This window comes from Halomonas sp. KG2 (genome assembly GCA_030440445.1).
Classification (GTDB): domain Bacteria; phylum Pseudomonadota; class Gammaproteobacteria; order Pseudomonadales; family Halomonadaceae; genus Vreelandella.
On record CP098528.1, the window covers coordinates 2,582,508 to 2,599,336 of the forward strand.

The window sequence follows — 16,829 nt, forward strand, 5'->3', positions numbered from 1 at the left end:
TTTAGCAACAGCCCTAGGAGCGTAACAGCGCCGACCAGCGTACCAGCCACGCTTCAAGCACTAGCTGAGGGTTCGGGTTAGCGCCGACTGCGAATAAACGGCGCTGTTCTCGAGCATAATCCAGTAATCGGAACCAATCCTGCACCCGTCCATTCTTCATCGCTTGACGATATAACGGCTCTAAATCAGGGTTATGCAGCACCGAGGTTTCGCCAGACAAACCCAGCCGGATCAAGTCTTCAAGCCAAGCAATACCGTACCACAAGATGGCATCAATGGCCTGACGATCAAGCCTAGCAGCCTCTGAAACAGGCTCAGCACCACGCACTAACTGCTCGAAACTATCATGAATTTGATGGCGAAGTGCGCGCTCCTCAGGCGTTGCCAACTCCACAGCAAGCAGCGGCAAACCACCCGACACTCGCCACCAAAAATGTGCTTCGTCGCTGCCAAGTTTTTCAGTCAACCAGCCTTGGCAATCCTCAAAGGGGACACTGGCTAATGGCCACTGCTGACAGCGGGAGCGAATCGTGGGTAGCGTTCTCGAAGGCACGTCTGACAGCAGAATAAATAGCGTTTTATCGCCGGGCTCTTCAAGGCTTTTGAGCAGTGCGTTTGCCGCTGCAATATTCATTGCTTCCGCGGGGGAGATCACAATCACACGATAACCTCCCTGCTGCGCGGTTTGCGAAACAAAGCGGTTTACATCACGTATGGGGTCAATGCGAATCTGACGCTTACCCTCTTCTGGAGAAATGCGCATCAAGTCGGGGTGGTAGCCCGAAGCCAGCATGGCACAGCTATGACAGTGGCCGCAGGCTAGCTCGCCAGGTTGTGCGCATAACGTTCGAGCAATCAACGCTTCCGCCAACTGCTGCTTGCCAACTCCGTGAGCACCGCTGATTAACAGCGCATGCGGCAGCCGCCCCTCATTGGCGAGACGAATCAACTGCTGCCACGTAGACTGATGCCAAGGCAGCACTCCCGTTATTGCCATAACGCCACTCGCTCTTCTAGCGCTTGAGCTAGAGACGCCTGTACTTGATCAAGCGCTTGCCCGGCATCAACAATTGCGAAGCGCTGGGGGGCAGCGGCAGCGCGCGCTAAGTAAGCCCGCCGCACTGCTTCGAAAAAGGTTACTTGCTCTTGCTCAAAGCGATCACGCTGCGTTTGCTGGTCTCTTAAACGCCCTTCAAGACGCTCTTTCGCAGCCTCGGGTGACATATCTAGTAACAGGGTTAGATCTGGGGAGAGACCTTTTTGCACGAACTGTTCCAGTTGAGCAATCCGACCTGTCTCAATACCGCGGCCACCGCCCTGGTAAGCAAAGGTAGCGTCGGTAAAACGATCACAGATCACCCAAGCACCGCGTTCAAGGGCTGGCACTATTTTTTGCGCTAAATGCTGGGCTCGCGCGGCAAACATTAATAGCAATTCGGCATCGCTGTGCAAGGGCTCATCGAAAGAGGGATCAAGCAGCAATCCTCGAATCGCTTCAGCGCGTGGCGTCCCCCCGGGCTCACGGGTTCGCACAACCTCTATCCCGCGCTCTTGTAGCCATGTCTCTACAAACGCCACGTTAGTAGATTTTCCGACTCCCTCACCACCCTCAAGGGTGATGAAGCGTCCGCGCTTGCTCATTGAAGCCCCTTACTAAGTAAATTCGAAAAAAACACATCGCACTTAAACAATGACTCAACCTAATTAGCGATTGCGAATATAGCGATTAACCGCATTATTGTGCTCACGTAACGTACGTGAAAAATGGTGGGTACCGTCACCGCGCGAGACGAAGTAAAGCGTTTCTCCAGGCAGCGGATTCACAGCCGCCTCAAGGGAGGCGCGCCCGGGTAAGGCAATCGGCGTTGGCGGCATGCCATCAATCACATAGGTGTTATAGGGAGTCGCCTCACGTAAATCAGCACGTGTGATCCTCCCTTCATAGCGTTCGCCCATGCCATAAATGACCGTGGGATCTGTTTGCAAACGCATTCCCTGTTCCATACGACGCTTGAAGACACCTGCGATCTCCCGACGCTCTTCCGGCGCGCCTGTTTCACGCTCAATGAGCGATGCCATAATGAGTGCTTCATAAGGTGTCTCAATGGTCAGGTCATCATCACGCCCGTCCCAGACTTCTGCTAGAATCTGCTCCATGCGGGAAAGTGCCTGACGTAGAATATCAACGTCACTCATACCCAGGTGGTAGCGGTAGGTATCAGGGAAAAACCAGCCTTCAGGAAAGGTATCCTCTCGATCCAGCAACGACATAATTTCGTCGTCACTTAACTCTGCCGTCTGATTTTCAAGTTTTGGCGCACTGTCCAACAGCTCGCGCATCTGGCGGAACGTCCACCCTTCGGGAATCGTTAACGGATAAGTGACAACGTTATTGCTGCCCAATAGGGCAATCAGTTCAAGACCGCTCATGCCTGGGGTTAGCTGATACTCCCCCACCCGTAAGCGTGGTACACGCTCAGGCTCAACACGCGCCAATAATTGAAATGCCCAAGCATCTTCAATAAAACCCTGGCTTTCCAGCTCTCGAACGACCTGATTGAACCCAGCACCCGCAGGAACCTGGTAAAGCGCGGGCTCCTCAAGTGTGACCGATGCCGATAAGCGCTGCTGCCAGTATGCATAGCCGCCCACAACGGCTGCGAATCCAATCACGACCACGACACCTACGGCAGCTAAAAACCGTTTCACCATGACACCTCAATAATGTTGATAAAATTCTGCCTAACGGGATGTCGGCGAATAGCCAAGTAAGTCATGGCCTATTGCTTGCAGCCTATCTTGGCCTGTCAGCGGCCAGGACTTCAGGACTACACCTGTTTCACTTAACAGCTTATTCACTGGCCATACACCTTGTACCGAGTTAGCCACCCAAAGACGCTCAACTTCATGGATAGCGTTCAGCGCAATAGGGGCTTCCTGTACGACGCCATGATCCAATAATGCGGCTCGCAGCGTACCCGCCACGCCACACTGCGATAATGGCGGTGTGAAGAGCACTCCCGCTTGCTGCCAAAAGACATTCATACTGGTGGCTTCTACCAGCCAGCCATCAGCATCTCCAAGCAACCCCTCGGCGATGTCGGGATCATTCCACTCCTGGCGCGCTAGCACATTTTCCAATCGATTAAGGTGTTTAATGCCTGCTAAAAGCGGCTGATGCCCCAAACGCAACTGACAAATCCGTACGTTAACTCCCTCATGCCAACGGTCAGCATTTACCACAAAAGGCATTCTACGGCTAAGCAAGCGAGGTTGAGAGCTATCCGGCGTTGCATACCCTCTCCCACCACTTCCTCGGGTTAGGATTAGTTTGAGTATTTCAAGCTCGGCGTTAGACGGAGATTGCCAGGTGGCGACCAACTGCTCCATGGAGGGCAACGGAATATTCAAACGCTGACAGCCCAGCCGTAAGCGCGCGTAATGATAATCCCATAGCACAGGGACACCAGCGCGCAGCAGCACTGTTTCAAATACTCCGTCACCATACGCAAGCCCTCGGTCGTCAAACGGCACCTGGGGCATTGGCATTGCGTGTTATACCTTTTTAAACAGCAGTGAGCCGTTGGTACCACCGAACCCAAACGAGTTTGAGAGCGCTATTTCAATGGGCATCTCCCGCGCGGCGTGCGGCACGTAATCAAGATTACAGCCTTCCTGTGGGTTATCCAGGTTAATGGTCGGCGGCGCAATCTGGTCTCGAATAGCCAGAATACTAAATACCGCTTCAACCGCTCCTGCAGCACCTAATAGGTGGCCAATCATTGATTTGGTAGAGCTCACGGCAACCTGCTGAGCTGCGCTACCAAGCACTTTTTCAATCGCCCGGCTTTCTGCTAAATCACCCGCTGCGGTAGACGTGCCATGCGCGTTAATATAATGCACATCCGCTGGATCAATACCCGCATCTTTAATGGCATTGCTCATGGAGAGTGCAGCACCACGCCCATCTTCCGGCGGCGCCGTCATATGGTAGGCATCATCACTCATACCAAAGCCTGCAAGCTCTGCGTAGATGTTGGCACCACGCGCTTTAGCGTGCTCGTACTCTTCCAAAACAAGCACACCCGCACCGTCTGACAGCACGAAGCCGTCACGATCAGCATCCCATGGACGACTCGCCGCCTGAGGGTCTTCATTGCGGGTAGAGAGCGCTCGCGCGGCCGAAAATCCGCCCAACCCTAATGGGGTAGTGGCCATTTCCGCACCACCACAGATCATTACATCGGCGTCGCCGTATGCAATCGTGCGAGCACTGTAGCCAATATTATGGGTACCCGTTGTACACGCTGTAGTGATCGCGATATTCGGGCCTTTGAAGCCGTGCTGAATCGCCATGTTGCCAGAAATCATATTAATGATTGAACCTGGCACAAAAAACGGCGAGACGCGGCGTGCGCCGCCCTTATTCAGCGCATTATGGTTATGTTCAATCATCGGCAAACCACCAATGCCTGAACCGATAGCCACCCCAATGCGCTCAGCATTCTCTTCGGTACATTCAAGCCCTGAGTCCTGAACGGCCTGGGCTCCCGCCGCCATGCCGTACTGGATAAACAAATCCATCTTGCGTGCGTCTTTAGGATTCAGATAGGGGCTAATATCGAAATTTTTAACCGATCCTCCAAAACGCGTGTTGAAGCCACTTGTATCAAAGTGCTCAATCGGCGCTATGCCACTTTTGCCGGCGACAATATTTGCCCACGACTCATTAACACTGTTACCCACTGGGGTCACCAGGCCTAACCCAGTTACCACTACCCTTCTTCGCGCCATTAGCTTTCCTCCAGGCATCCATGGTGACACGACCCATCTGGGTCATTTGCTGCAGAGATTTGGTGACTAGTATAACGGAGATTGAACGTTATATTCATTGTGACAACAAAGCAAAAAAGCCGCCCCTACTCAGGACGGCTTTTTATACGGGTGGGTAAGCACCCCACCCTGGCTCACTGCTTCGACTCAACCCTTACTGATGGGCGTTTACGTAGTCGATAGCTTCTTGAACCGTGGTGATTTTTTCAGCTTCTTCGTCAGGAATTTCAGTATCAAATTCCTCTTCAAGCGCCATCACCAGCTCAACGGTGTCAAGAGAATCAGCACCCAGGTCTTCAGTAAAAGAAGAGCTGTTCTGGATATCTTCTTCTTTAACGTTCAGGCGCTCTGCCACAACTTTCTTAACGCGCTCTTCAATAGTACTCATCAACGTACTCCAGTCGTTCACATTAGCCGTTTTTGATAACCAGCCATTTGGAAACCGCAAGCCAAAAGCTGCGGGGTAGTTTATAGACGCCCTTAAGCTGACGCAACCGCCAAACCTAAGGCCATCAACGCATATTCATGCCGCCGTTAACGTGTAGCGTTTCGCCAGTGATATAACCTGCAGCATCACTTGTCAAAAATCCAACGGCAGCGGCAATTTCCTCAGGCCCGCCTAAACGCGAAAGAGGAATTTGCTTGAGCAGCATTTCATGCTGCGCTTCAGGCAACGCTTCAGTCATATCCGTTGCAATAAACCCAGGCGCAACCGCATTAACCGTAATTGCACGGGAAGCGACTTCACGCGCTAAAGCACGACTAAAACCTTCCATTCCCGCTTTGGCGGCGGCGTAGTTAGTTTGGCCTAGGTTACCCATCGTTGCCACTACCGAACTTATCGACACGATACGCCCAAAGCGTGCCTTTGTCATACCACGCAGACACGCCTTGCTAACGCGATAAACAGATTTGAGATTGGTATCCATCACGGAGTCCCACTCATCCTCTTTCATGCGCATTAACAAATTGTCACGGGTAATACCGGCATTATTGACCAAAATCGTGGGCGCACCAAAACGTTCGCCAATTGTTTTGAGCACCTGATCAATACTCTGCTGATCAGTAACATTAAGGCACATACCGGCACCTTCAATACCATGCTCTTTTAGATCAGCATCAATTTTTTCAGCGCCAGATTCGCTAGTGGCAGTTCCCACCACAATACGTCCTTGACGCCCAAGCTCATGAGCAATGGCTCGCCCAATACCTCGGCTAGCACCAGTGACCAGTGCAACTCTTCGTTCTTGAGTCATAACGTTCTTCCTTCAACCTAACTAAGCAAGGGTAGCGGAAAATAGCGACTTAACACGCACCATTTTTCACGCACCACCCGCCGACGCCTCACGTGCTAACTCAAGGGCTGAATCCAAGCTATCAGGATCATTTACCGCCAACCCTTTGGCACTACGCACAATGCGCTTATTCAATCCGGTAAGCACTTTACCAGGCCCACATTCAATGAACACATTAGCACCTTGCTCGACCATTGCTTCAACGCAAGATGACCAACGAACGGGCTGATACAACTGTTCGATTAGGCGCGTACGCAATGTCTCAATATCAGCATGGGCTTGCGCATCGACGTTTTGGATAACCGCATAACGAGGGGCACGCAGCTCAATTTTTTGCATAGCGTCGGAAAGTCGCTCAGCAGCTGGCCGCATTAACGCACAATGGGAAGGCACTGACACCGGCAGTGAAAGCGCTCGCTTGGCGCCCGCTTCCTGGCAGGCTGCGATAGCACGCTCCACGGCATTTTTGCCACCTGCGATAACCACCTGCCCAGGCGAGTTGTAATTAACGGCAGATACTACTTCTCCTTCAGCCGCTTGGGCACAGGCCGCTTCAACTGCGCTATCGTCAAGCCCAAGGATCGCCGCCATACCCCCTTCTCCTGCAGGGACAGCTTCCTGCATGGCTTCACCACGCAGGCGAACAAGGCGCACGCCTTCAGCGAACCCCATCACTCCAGCGCAAACCATAGCACTATATTCACCAAGACTATGGCCGGCCATGACACTTGGGCGAGGCCCTTCCAGCTCTTGCCAGATACGCCAGATAGCTACGCTGGAGGCAAGTAGTGCCGGCTGAGTGCATGCCGTCGCATTCAACGCTTCTTCTGGACCTTCCTGGACGACTTTCCACAAATCGTAGCCCAGAGCGTCTGACGCTTCCTCAAATGTAGTTCCCACCACACTGTAGCGCTCGGCTAGCTCTCGCAACATTCCAAGCTGCTGAGAGCCTTGCCCGGGAAAAATGAGGGCAAGGGGTTGAGACATGTCGTTCACCTTTGCTCTTGTAGGCATTTGCTCAGTTGAGCGATAAGCGTGCTATTGGCGCCGTTGCTAAAACAGTTTTTGGCACATTCTGCTACCACCAATAGCCCGCAAAAATATATAACGTCTTATTATCTACTGCGCTGATAGCGCTCAAGAACGCGACCAGCGTGCTGCAATTCGTACAGGCAAATCATGCTCCACTTCTTGCAATGCACGCTGAATAGCATAATAAAAACCATCCGCTTGGGTGCTGCCGTGGCTTTTCACCACAATACCCTGCAACCCCAAGAGGCTGGCCCCATTATAACGTACAGGGTCTAGCTCCCGCTTCAGCCTCTTCAGTACAGGCTTGGCCAGTATACTTGCCAAACGCCCACTCAGGCGTGATTCAAACGCCATTTGTACACGTTCCACCAACATACGAGTCAAGCCTTCACTGGCTTTCAACGTGACATTACCAACAAAGCCATCGCAAACCACGACGTCAAGATCACCCTGAAAAATATCCCCACCCTCGGCATAACCAAGGTAATCAAAGCTTAAATCGCTGGCACTTTCACGCAGCAAACGATCCGCTTCGCGCACACTCGCACTTCCTTTCGTGGCTTCAGACCCCACATTCAACAAGGCAACACGAGGCCGTTTGATGCGATCCATACACTGAGCCATGGCGGCACCCATCATGGCAAAATCAAACAGCCTGGATGCAGGCGAATCTACATTTGCCCCTAAATCAAGCAAATAACAGCGTCGCCCTCCACGCGCGGGGATTGCGGTGCTGATTGCCGGCCTTGAGATACCAGGCAACATTCCAAGCTCGCGCCTCGCCAAAGCGACCAAAGCTCCGGTATTTCCCGCACTCACGCCTGCAACTGCTTCACCTGAAGACAGACTGCGCAGCATACACGCCATGCTGGTAGCATTTCCGCGGCGCATTGCCCAGGCAGCAGTTGCCGCTTGAGAAACACTTTCTGGAGCATCGACTGCCACCAAACGTGACGTTGCCGCAGCCAAAGGCTGCGGCAAACGCGAAAGTTCAGCATCAATCTGCTGACGCGGACCAAACAGAGTTAATGCTAGGTCGGGGCGTTCAACAACCGCCCTTGCGGAGCCTTCGATAATGGCACGGGGGCCTTGGTCACCCCCCATTACATCAATCGCTAGGCGCACACAGCACCCACCCTGTTTTGCCGCTCATAAAAGCGCTAAGGCTTAAACTTCGACCACTTTACGACCGCGGTAGAAACCGTCGGGAGAAACGTGGTGACGCAGGTGAGTAGTACCGGTTTCTTTGTCCTGAGACAGAGTCGGTGCGCTCAGCGCATCGTGGCTACGACGCATACCGCGCTTGGAACGAGTTTTACGGTTCTGTTGAACTGCCATGGGTGTTTACTCCAAGGTAATTAAGGTAAGTGATGCTTACTTTTGCCTTTCAAAGCGCCACTGCTTTTCAAAGCATTAAGCACTGCGAAAGGGTTCTTGGCCGGAGCGGAGTCTTCCGCCGTGCCTTCGGTCTTGCTGACCAGCTGCTCCGCCGAGACATGGCATTCGGTCTCATCGTGATAGACCACCTGCGGCAAGCTAAGGATAAGTTCATCCTCTATTACCGTCAGCAAGTCCAGCTGTTCATTTTCCACCAGCACCGGCTCATGACTAGCAGGTAGCTCGGCAGCCAAAGCTTCGTCTGCAATCATTCCTAATAAGAAATCACTGGAAACGTCTTGGCTTAGCGGCACTAGACAACGGCGACAAGGCAACGCCAGGGTCGCTTGCAAATGGCCACGAATTTCGCGACGGCCTTGGGCATCAACGCCAAACTCGAGTACGACATGACAGTCGCCGGTTTGGTCACCTGCTTCTTCAGCTAGGCGTGGCAGCTTGTTCAGCGCCACAATGCCTTCTAGTCGTTCGCGGCGGGCTGCAAGCTTATAAGGCTCAACCCGGCTGGGGATTTGTGAGGTCAACATAGGCGCGCAATGATAGGCACTCGCCCCCCCGCTGTCAAAGCTGTCGGTACAATTCTTATGAGATTATCTCCCAAAACCACGTAAATAGGCAGGCTACCAAGGTTTCGTTACACTCCTTTGAACGCCGATTAATGCTCAACCAGACCTATTAAGGAGAACACTGTGCCTCAAACCAATAACGCGCCACTTGTCCTTGCATCAAGCTCTCGCTTCCGCCAAGCGCTACTGGACAAGCTATTACTGCCCTATCAGTGCTGCTCTCCAGACATCGACGAAACACCCTATCCTAATGAGACGCCCAACGCCTTAGTGCACCGCCTGGCACTCAGCAAAGCCAACGCCGTTGCTGAGCGCTTCCCCAATCATTGCATCATTGGCTCTGATCAAATAGCTCTGTTTGAGGGTGACATTCTCGGCAAACCTCATACAGAAGAGCGCGCTCGGGAGAATCTGGCGCGCTTTTCTGGCCAAAAAGTGACTTTTTTGACGGGCTTAGCATTAGTTGATACCCGCCACCAACGGCATCACGTCCATATCGAGCCGTTTGAGGTGGTTTTTCGCTCACTGAGCCAGCAAGAAATTGCACGATATGTTGCCCTTGAGCAACCTTTAGACAGCGCTGGCAGCTTCCGCATGGAAGGACTGGGGATTAGCTTGTTTGAAAAACTCGAAGGCCGAGACCCAAACGCACTCATAGGGCTCCCACTCATCGCACTATGCGACATGCTTCGCCAAGCAGGTATGAACCCACTCGGCGACGCTTAGTCGTTACTGAGCCTGAAAGCGCAAAGGAGCATGCGCATGCTGAAGCCCCAGCACTTCGGCAGCTGTTTGAGTAAAGCGGCGTGTCAAACGCTCGAAGGGGTCTAAGCTGGGCGTATAGTTCTCCCATTCAGCCTCGCCTGCCTGCTCACGAGCTACTTGCTCAAGACTGGCCAGCTCATCTATCAACCCTAGCTCTAACGCTTGCTCACCGCTCCAGATAAGCCCTGAGAAAATCTCAGGGCTGTTACTCAAACGATCACCACGCCCTGCCTTCACATCGTCTATAAACTGCTCATGGGTTTGAGTCAGAACGCCCTGCCAGAAATCAGCAGCCTCTTCATCAAGTGGCTGAAAAGGATCCAAAAAGGCTTTGTTTTCACCGGCAGTCATTACGCGACGCTCTACACCAATCTGGTTGATCGCTTCCTGGAAGCCAAAGCCAGCATAGATAACACCAATAGAGCCAACCAAGCTTGCACGGGACGCCACGATGCTATCGGCAGCTGAAGCAACGTAGTAAGCGCCGCTCGCACCAATATCCTCTATCACGGCAATAATGGGCTTGTCGCCCTGATCACGCAGCCGCATAATTTCGTCGTAAATACGCTGCGATTGCACAGGGCTTCCACCAGGACTATCAATGTGCAACACAACAGCAGCAGCGCTCTCTGATGACCATGCGCGATCCAACCCCTTAATGATGCGTTCAGCATTTGCTGGTGCATCACTGGCAATCACACCATGCACTTCCACCAGTGCTACGTGGCTCTCGGTGGGCAATGAGGCCGTTGGCTCAGCGAGAAACACGCGGTATAGCATTGCTGTTAACGGTATCAATACAATCGCTAGCAACATCAAACGAAAGAACAGCTTCCAGCGCCGGGTTCTGCGTTGCTCCGTTAAAACACCGCCAACCCAGCGGTCCATCATTTCCAACTGCGCTAATCGCTGGCGTTCGCGCAGTGTTTCGGCATCATCACTCTCCGCTCCCGGTAGCGGTTGCTTTTTGGCCTGCTGGACAACCTCCGGCCCATCAGTCCAACGGTCACCACTCTCCTGGCCAGAAAAATCATCACCCGCCTGAGAGCCACCACCATTATCACTTCCATCGCGCTGCTGCTCATCACTCATATACGATTCCTAGTGTTCGCTTGATCGTACAACCACTATCCACAGGGGTTGCTAACGCCGCTAACCGTGAAGCCAGTCGAACAGGCTATCTACATCATCCGCCAGCCACACAGGCTGACTAGCCGCTAACCGAGCGGGGGTATGCACACCGTAAGTAACGCCCACACGATCCATATTAATAGACCTTGCCATTTCAAGGTCATACTCGGTATCACCCACCATCACAGCGCGCTCAACGGGAACCTTTAGCTCTTCGAGCAGCTCAAGGAGCATCTGCGGATGAGGCTTAGAGCGCGTTTCATCTGCTGTTCGGCTGGCATTAAACCAACCACCTGACTCTGTTTCGGCAAAAACCCGATCTAGACCACGACGACTCTTTCCCGTCGCCACCGCCAAACGCTGATAAGGACGCTCACGCAGACGAGCAACTTGCTCTTTAACGCCTTCAAAAAAAGGCATGGGTGTCGAATCACCATGAACGAAATGGTAGGCATAGCGTTGACGCAAGCGCTCGGCCTGAACCGCTTCAATACCAGGACATAACGTCGCTATCGCCTCAGGCAGGCCCAAGCCAATAATATTCTCGATAGCACTAACGTCTAACTCATTCCACTCGGCATCAGAAGCAGCTGCCTGCATGCAGGCGACAATTTTCGGCACGGAGTTCATCAATGTGCCATCCCAATCAAAGATAATTAGCTCATAGCGCATTTCGCTTCCTTATTTACGAGCGCGTTTTAACGCTTCTTCCAATGCTTCAGGCAGCGGTGCTTTCACCGTAACGGGTCGACCATTGCCAGGCTCAGGAAACGTTAATGCACGGGCATGAAGAAATAGACGCCCCAAACCAAGGCGCTGCGCCATATGATTACTCTCGCGGGTACCGTATTTATCGTCGCCCAGTAAGGCGTGACCAGCATGAGCCGCATGGACACGAATCTGATGAGTGCGGCCAGTCACAGGCTCCGCCTCTATCAGCGTGACCTTTTCAAAGGTTTCCACTACCGAAAAGTGAGTCCGTGAAACCTTGCCATTTGGATCTACCCGCACTCGCCTTTCACCGTTACCCGCATCAAAGCGGTCTAAGCGAGCACTCACATAGCTCTTCCGAGCAGGCCAACGACCACTCACTAACGCTAAGTAGCGTTTGTCCATTGCATGTTTTTTCAGCGATTCGTTGAGTGTGACGAGCGCATCACGAGATTTTGCCAACAGTAAACAGCCCGATGTATCACGATCCAATCGGTGGACAAGCTCTAAAAAAGTAAGGTCATCGCGCACTTGCCGAAGCGCTTCAATGAGGCCAATTTTAACGCCACTTCCTCCATGGACTGCCAATCCGGATGGTTTGTTAATCACCATCCAATCGGGTCCTTCCATAATGACGCTACCAATTAATAAATCACGTAAGTTGTCACTCACCTCTTTAACCGCTTCTCTCGGTGCTAATCGCAGTGGCGGCACACGCACTAGATCACCCGCTTGAAGTCGATAATCTACTTTGACGCGTTTTTTATTAACCCTTACTTCGCCTTTCCGCACAATGCGATAAATCAATGCACGAGGAGCACCTTTTAAACGCGTCATCAGAAAATTATCGATTCGCTGACCTGCTTGTTCCGGGGCGATATCCACCCACTGTACTTCCCGCCCTTCGGACATTAACGCTCACTCCTGGTGTGATCTAATAGCGACAGGCTAAAAACGGCATTCTAGCGTAGACCAATGCGCATTGCGTCAATTGCTGGTAGTTGTCTTTACTGTTATATTCCAAAACGTTCAGCGGCCAAGTGTGGCTTACCCGTAAACAGACACGTCGTAACGGGAGCACTACCACGCTTGCCAAGCGCCTGCCCGACAAACACGCAGGCCAGAGCACAGGCAAAATGGCGTAGTGTACGCATTACCCACACGCCTTACGTACTGGATATACAGTTACTCTGTCGCATGCTTTTTGACGGCAGAGACACTTTTGCTTCGCCCGCAATGGCAGGCAATTGAATTAACAAACGTCACGCCCCAAGCAGCCTATCCTGTTCGTCACAAGGTGACGCTTGACTTGGGGCGCCAAGTTCAACGCTGTGCCGATGACCGGCGTTGACGAATCGATGAATGCTAGGTGTTGGCGGTGTCAGCAGAGCCGGATGGACGTGACAGCCACCGAAACATGTTCTGCCTCCGCCACGTACTCAACGCCCTTTCGGCCGGGTCGGCATGATTGCCTTCCCGGCTTAATGCGTCAGCATAGCAATGCGCCGAGCACAAGCACGCAGCACCCAGCGATTCGTCTACGCCACGCCTAGACGGCTCGTCGGCTCGCAATGCTATGTGAGACAATATGAAACGGATGCTGATTAACGCAACCCAGCCAGAAGAGCTGCGGGTTGCGCTGGTAGACGGGCAACGCCTTTACGATTTAGACATCGAATCTGGCGCTCGAGAACAGAAGAAAGCCAATATTTATCGGGGTAAAATCACCCGGGTAGAACCTTCCCTTGAAGCCGCTTTTGTTGATTTTGGCGCCGAACGCCATGGTTTCCTGCCACTAAAAGAAATTTCCCGCGAATATTTTATCAAAGATGTTTCTGGTCGCCCCAGCATCAAAGAGGTGCTGAAAGAGGGCCAAGAAGTCATCGTCCAAGTTGATAAAGAAGAGCGTGGCAATAAAGGGGCAGCACTGACTACCTTTATTAGTTTAGCGGGCCGCTTTCTTGTTCTGATGCCGAACAATCCCCGTGCAGGCGGTATTTCACGCCGCATTGAAGGTGATGACCGCAGCCAGCTGAAAGATGCCATGGGCCAACTGACAGTGCCAGACAAAATGGGCCTGATCGTTCGCACCGCCGGTATCGGCCGTAGCCCAGAAGAGCTGCAGTGGGACTTGGATTACCTCGTCCAAGTGTGGGAGTCCATTACCACTGAAGCTGGCAAGCGCTCAGCCCCATTCCTGATTTACCGCGAATCTAATGTCATTATCCGCGCCATGCGCGATTACCTGCGCCAAGACATTGGCGAGGTGTTAATTGACAGCCCCGAGATTCATGCAGAAGCGCTGGGCTTTATTCGTCAGGTAATGCCCTCTTACCAGCAGAAAATTAAACTCTACGCCGATGAAGTTCCGCTTTTCTCGCGTTTCCAAATTGAGTCGCAAATCGAAACTGCTTACCAGCGCGAAGTAAAACTTCCTTCTGGTGGTTCCATTGTTATCGATCACACCGAAGCGCTGGTATCTATTGATATCAACTCTGCCCGGGCTACACGCGGCAGCGATATTGAAGAAACCGCGCTACAAACCAACTCTGAAGCAGCCGATGAGATTGCTCGACAGTTGCGCCTGCGTGATATCGGCGGCCTCGTCGTTATCGACTTTATCGATATGGGCCCTGCGCGCAATCAGCGCGAGGTTGAAAATCGCATGCGCGATGCCCTGAAGCTGGATCGTGCTCGCGTTCAGATTGGTCGGATTTCTCGCTTTGGCTTAATGGAAATGTCACGTCAACGGCTGCGCCCCTCGCTAGGCGAAACCAGCGGCGTTGTTTGTCCGCGCTGTAACGGCCAAGGCACTATTCGTGATGTTCGCTCGCTTTCGCTCTCTATCATGCGCCTGATTGAAGAAGAAGCCATGAAAGAGCGCAGCGCACAAATCCGCGCCATTCTTCCAGTACCTGTCGCCACCTACTTATTGAATGAAAAGCGCAGCGTTCTAGCAGACATCGAATCACGTCAAGGCGTACGCGTAGTTCTACTGCCGAACCCCGAAATGGATACGCCGCATTACGACGTTCAGCGACTACGTGATGACCACCTAGACGATGATGAAAGCCTGACGCTATCCAGCTTCGAGCTTTCGACTGACACTGAAGTAGGTAAAGAACCCGATCCTAGCTTCACTCCGCCCGCCATGCGCGCTGAAGCAGCGGTTAAAAGCGTTGTACATAATGCACCCGCGCCCGCCTCTCTTCAGACTGAAGAGAAGGCAGAGAGAGCTGCCAAAGCAGATAAAGCCGTTACAGCGACTCCCACCGTCACTGAAGAGCAACCCAGTGTGATTGGCCGCTTTATCAGAGGCTTTGCCAAACTGCTAGGCGGTGAAGATACCAGCACGAGCCAGCCCGAACCGGAAGCTCCTGTTGCCCGCAAGCAGCCTGAGAGAACGAGCAAAAATCGCTCACAGCGCAGCGAAAGCAAGCCAAAGCCTGCCCGTGAACGTGGCGAAAGTGCCAGCAGAAACGAGCAGCGCAGCCAGCAGCAATCGAGCAATCAACAGCCGAGTAACCAGCAGCCTAGCCAACCGCGCAACGCTGATAATAACGACGATGCCAACGATAAACGTAGCGGTCCTAGTCGTACTCGCAACCGTCGACGCCACCCTCAGCAAGACGATGCCAAGCTCCAGGACAATGATCAAAAGAGCAGTCGTCAAAAAGAGCAGCAGACAAACCTAGCGGCTAAAGAGTCATCTAAAGATGAGGCGGCTAAACCTACTGCTCAACCAGAAAATCGTCGCGATAAACCACGTGATGCCAAGCCGAAAAACGAAGCTGCCCGTGAGCCTGCATCACAAACGGACGACAAACAGGATGACGGCAAGCCGAAACGCACGCGTAACAATCCGCGCAACCGCACGCGTAAACAGGCCGTTAATCCTCAAGCCGAAGCGGAACAGCTGAAACTGCAAGCCGCAGCGGCTGAAGCTCCTTCTGCAGACGCTCCTTCTGCTGAAGCTGCTGTTGAATCACCGGCGGTAGAAGCGCCTGCTGTTGAAGTGAACAGCAGTAAAGCAACGCCGGCCAGCCCCTCTTTGCAAGATGAGGCCAGCACAGCTGCCACACCAAGCGTTGAAGTAGCCACTGAAGCGCCTGAACCAGCTGTAGAGGAATCAGCAGCTGCCGATGGAACAACGGCTGAGCGCCCTGCCGAAAAGGCGGAGAAAGCACGCAAGGCTACGCGCCAGCGTCGCCAACCTCAGCAAGCGGCAGAGAAAGCGGAACCTGCAGCAGAAGAACGTGTAGAGAAAAGCGCTGAGGCCAAACCTCAACAGCCAACTTATGATGCAACTGCTGCTCAAGAGGCGGCTAGCGGTTCGTCTGAGATCGTGAAAGCTGATGCGGGAGTAGAGCTGGAGGAAGAGAGTACTTCAAACGTGAAAGAGCTTGATGCCGCCAACAGCGAATCAGTAAGCTCACGTAGCGATGAAGAAACTGCAAAAGAGAGCGACAAGCCCCAGCAGTCGGTATCTCAAGCTGCTGAGCCTCAAGAACCTTCTGAGTCTCAAAAACCTGTGTCTCAAGAACTTGTGCGTCAGGAACCTGTGTTGTCTCAAGCACCTCAGGAGACGGCACAAGAGACATCCGCAGACGCCGACATACATGCAGAAGCGCCGAAAGCTGCTGAGACTGCTGAGACTGCTGAGACTGCTGAGACTGCTGAGACTGTCGACAGTGACGCTAACACTCAGACACCGTCGCAAAGCGTAGCAGCTAGCATTGAAGCAAGCTCACCAGAGTTTGCTGAGCAGCCGGAAGCATCTTCTTTAGACAGCGACGCAGTGAGCAATACAACTGCTTCAGACACGAGCGCTGCTTCAGAAACCGCGAATGACAGCGCTGCTGCTCAAGAAAACACAGAGCAGCCTACATTGGCGACTAATGAAGAGGTTCAAACGCCTTCACCAGAGGCCCCCGTTGAAACAGTGGCACCTGAAGAAGCAAAGCAAGCGCCTGCGGCTTCTCCCCAAGACGAGGCACCTAAGCCACGCCGCCGCCGTCGTGCTCATAACGATCCTCGTGAACTGCGTAAACAAGCACAGAACACGACTAATGAGTGATCGCTAGTACTCGACACTAGCACT

At 52.9% G+C, this 16,829-nt stretch carries 17 protein-coding genes; 2 read left to right on the top strand and 15 right to left on the bottom strand.

From position 1 onward, the window contains the following. Positions 1 to 13: 13 nt before the first annotated feature. The 11 genes from NDQ72_12120 to NDQ72_12170 all read right to left on the bottom strand — a co-directional run bounded on the left by NDQ72_12120 (position 14) and on the right by NDQ72_12170 (position 9,082). Positions 14 to 997 (bottom strand): DNA polymerase III subunit delta', encoded by a 984-nt coding sequence (locus tag NDQ72_12120; GenBank protein ID WKD26815.1) that lies wholly within the window; start codon positions 995 to 997, stop codon positions 14 to 16. Further along, positions 988 to 1,641 (bottom strand): dTMP kinase, encoded by a 654-nt coding sequence (gene tmk, locus NDQ72_12125; protein ID WKD26816.1) that lies wholly within the window; start codon positions 1,639 to 1,641, stop codon positions 988 to 990. Before tmk ends, NDQ72_12120 begins: the two co-directional genes overlap by 10 nt. Positions 1,642 to 1,704: 63 nt before the next feature. Further along, a complete protein-coding gene (mltG, locus tag NDQ72_12130; protein WKD26817.1) occupies positions 1,705 to 2,712 on the bottom strand; it encodes an endolytic transglycosylase MltG in 1,008 nt (335 codons plus the stop codon). A gap of 30 nt (positions 2,713 to 2,742) precedes the next feature. Further along, entirely contained in the window at positions 2,743 to 3,549 is an 807-nt protein-coding gene (gene pabC / locus NDQ72_12135; GenBank protein ID WKD26818.1) for an aminodeoxychorismate lyase, read from the bottom strand. A 6-nt stretch (positions 3,550 to 3,555) separates the two neighbouring features. Next, entirely contained in the window at positions 3,556 to 4,794 is a 1,239-nt protein-coding gene (fabF, locus tag NDQ72_12140) for a beta-ketoacyl-ACP synthase II (protein WKD26819.1), read from the bottom strand. A gap of 193 nt (positions 4,795 to 4,987) precedes the next feature. Then, the gene (acpP, locus tag NDQ72_12145) at positions 4,988 to 5,221 is read right to left on the bottom strand and encodes an acyl carrier protein (protein WKD26820.1); all 234 of its coding nucleotides are present in this window, start codon (positions 5,219 to 5,221) and stop codon (positions 4,988 to 4,990) included. Between the two features lie 124 nt (positions 5,222 to 5,345). Then, a complete protein-coding gene (gene fabG / locus NDQ72_12150) occupies positions 5,346 to 6,089 on the bottom strand; it encodes a 3-oxoacyl-ACP reductase FabG (GenBank protein WKD26821.1) in 744 nt (247 codons plus the stop codon). 66 nt (positions 6,090 to 6,155) lie between these two features. Further along, the gene (fabD, locus tag NDQ72_12155) at positions 6,156 to 7,115 is read right to left on the bottom strand and encodes an ACP S-malonyltransferase (GenBank protein WKD26822.1); all 960 of its coding nucleotides are present in this window, start codon (positions 7,113 to 7,115) and stop codon (positions 6,156 to 6,158) included. A gap of 150 nt (positions 7,116 to 7,265) precedes the next feature. Beyond that, entirely contained in the window at positions 7,266 to 8,285 is a 1,020-nt protein-coding gene (gene plsX / locus NDQ72_12160; protein ID WKD26823.1) for a phosphate acyltransferase PlsX, read from the bottom strand. A gap of 42 nt (positions 8,286 to 8,327) precedes the next feature. Beyond that, on the bottom strand, positions 8,328 to 8,498 hold the full coding sequence (rpmF, locus tag NDQ72_12165; protein ID WKD26824.1) for a 50S ribosomal protein L32: 171 nt from the start codon (positions 8,496 to 8,498) through the stop codon (positions 8,328 to 8,330). Positions 8,499 to 8,518: 20 nt separating this feature from the next. Continuing rightward, positions 8,519 to 9,082 (bottom strand): YceD family protein, encoded by a 564-nt coding sequence (locus tag NDQ72_12170; protein ID WKD26825.1) that lies wholly within the window; start codon positions 9,080 to 9,082, stop codon positions 8,519 to 8,521. 162 nt (positions 9,083 to 9,244) lie between these two features. On the opposite strand from NDQ72_12170, the gene NDQ72_12175 reads away from it, so the two are divergent. Beyond that, positions 9,245 to 9,847 (top strand): Maf family nucleotide pyrophosphatase, encoded by a 603-nt coding sequence (locus NDQ72_12175; GenBank protein WKD26826.1) that lies wholly within the window; start codon positions 9,245 to 9,247, stop codon positions 9,845 to 9,847. A 3-nt stretch (positions 9,848 to 9,850) separates the two neighbouring features. Here the strand turns inward: NDQ72_12175 and sppA are convergent, their stop codons facing one another. The 4 genes from sppA to NDQ72_12195 all read right to left on the bottom strand — a co-directional run bounded on the left by sppA (position 9,851) and on the right by NDQ72_12195 (position 12,882). Continuing rightward, positions 9,851 to 10,978 (bottom strand): signal peptide peptidase SppA, encoded by a 1,128-nt coding sequence (sppA, locus tag NDQ72_12180; GenBank protein WKD26827.1) that lies wholly within the window; start codon positions 10,976 to 10,978, stop codon positions 9,851 to 9,853. Positions 10,979 to 11,038: 60 nt separating this feature from the next. Next, positions 11,039 to 11,689, bottom strand: coding sequence for an HAD-IA family hydrolase (locus NDQ72_12185; protein WKD26828.1), 651 nt, complete (start codon positions 11,687 to 11,689; stop codon positions 11,039 to 11,041). Positions 11,690 to 11,698: 9 nt separating this feature from the next. Next, the gene (locus NDQ72_12190) at positions 11,699 to 12,640 is read right to left on the bottom strand and encodes an RluA family pseudouridine synthase (protein WKD26829.1); all 942 of its coding nucleotides are present in this window, start codon (positions 12,638 to 12,640) and stop codon (positions 11,699 to 11,701) included. Between the two features lie 101 nt (positions 12,641 to 12,741). Then, entirely contained in the window at positions 12,742 to 12,882 is a 141-nt protein-coding gene (locus NDQ72_12195; GenBank protein WKD26830.1) for a hypothetical protein, read from the bottom strand. Positions 12,883 to 13,316: 434 nt separating this feature from the next. Here NDQ72_12195 and rne point away from each other — a divergent pair, with 434 nt between their 5' ends. Then, complete coding sequence (gene rne / locus NDQ72_12200) at positions 13,317 to 16,805, top strand: ribonuclease E (GenBank protein ID WKD26831.1); 3,489 nt, start codon at positions 13,317 to 13,319, stop codon at positions 16,803 to 16,805. Positions 16,806 to 16,829: the final 24 nt, after the last annotated feature.

What these genes read in the sequence shown, in the direction of transcription:
- NDQ72_12185 (WKD26828.1), bottom strand. Translation starts at nt 11,689, where the DNA reads ATGCGCTATGAGCTAATTATCTTTGATTGGGATGGCACATTGATGAAC.
- pabC (WKD26818.1), bottom strand. Translation starts at nt 3,549, where the DNA reads ATGCCAATGCCCCAGGTGCCGTTTGACGACCGAGGGCTTGCGTATGGT.
- rne (WKD26831.1), top strand. Translation starts at nt 13,317, where the DNA reads ATGAAACGGATGCTGATTAACGCAACCCAGCCAGAAGAGCTGCGGGTT.
- acpP (WKD26820.1), bottom strand. Translation starts at nt 5,221, where the DNA reads ATGAGTACTATTGAAGAGCGCGTTAAGAAAGTTGTGGCAGAGCGCCTG.
- fabD (WKD26822.1), bottom strand. Translation starts at nt 7,115, where the DNA reads ATGTCTCAACCCCTTGCCCTCATTTTTCCCGGGCAAGGCTCTCAGCAG.
- sppA (WKD26827.1), bottom strand. Translation starts at nt 10,978, where the DNA reads ATGAGTGATGAGCAGCAGCGCGATGGAAGTGATAATGGTGGTGGCTCT.
- NDQ72_12170 (WKD26825.1), bottom strand. Translation starts at nt 9,082, where the DNA reads ATGTTGACCTCACAAATCCCCAGCCGGGTTGAGCCTTATAAGCTTGCA.
- fabF (WKD26819.1), bottom strand. Translation starts at nt 4,794, where the DNA reads ATGGCGCGAAGAAGGGTAGTGGTAACTGGGTTAGGCCTGGTGACCCCA.
- rpmF (WKD26824.1), bottom strand. Translation starts at nt 8,498, where the DNA reads ATGGCAGTTCAACAGAACCGTAAAACTCGTTCCAAGCGCGGTATGCGT.
- NDQ72_12195 (WKD26830.1), bottom strand. Translation starts at nt 12,882, where the DNA reads ATGCGTACACTACGCCATTTTGCCTGTGCTCTGGCCTGCGTGTTTGTC.
- mltG (WKD26817.1), bottom strand. Translation starts at nt 2,712, where the DNA reads ATGGTGAAACGGTTTTTAGCTGCCGTAGGTGTCGTGGTCGTGATTGGA.
- NDQ72_12190 (WKD26829.1), bottom strand. Translation starts at nt 12,640, where the DNA reads ATGTCCGAAGGGCGGGAAGTACAGTGGGTGGATATCGCCCCGGAACAA.
- fabG (WKD26821.1), bottom strand. Translation starts at nt 6,089, where the DNA reads ATGACTCAAGAACGAAGAGTTGCACTGGTCACTGGTGCTAGCCGAGGT.
- NDQ72_12120 (WKD26815.1), bottom strand. Translation starts at nt 997, where the DNA reads ATGGCAATAACGGGAGTGCTGCCTTGGCATCAGTCTACGTGGCAGCAG.
- tmk (WKD26816.1), bottom strand. Translation starts at nt 1,641, where the DNA reads ATGAGCAAGCGCGGACGCTTCATCACCCTTGAGGGTGGTGAGGGAGTC.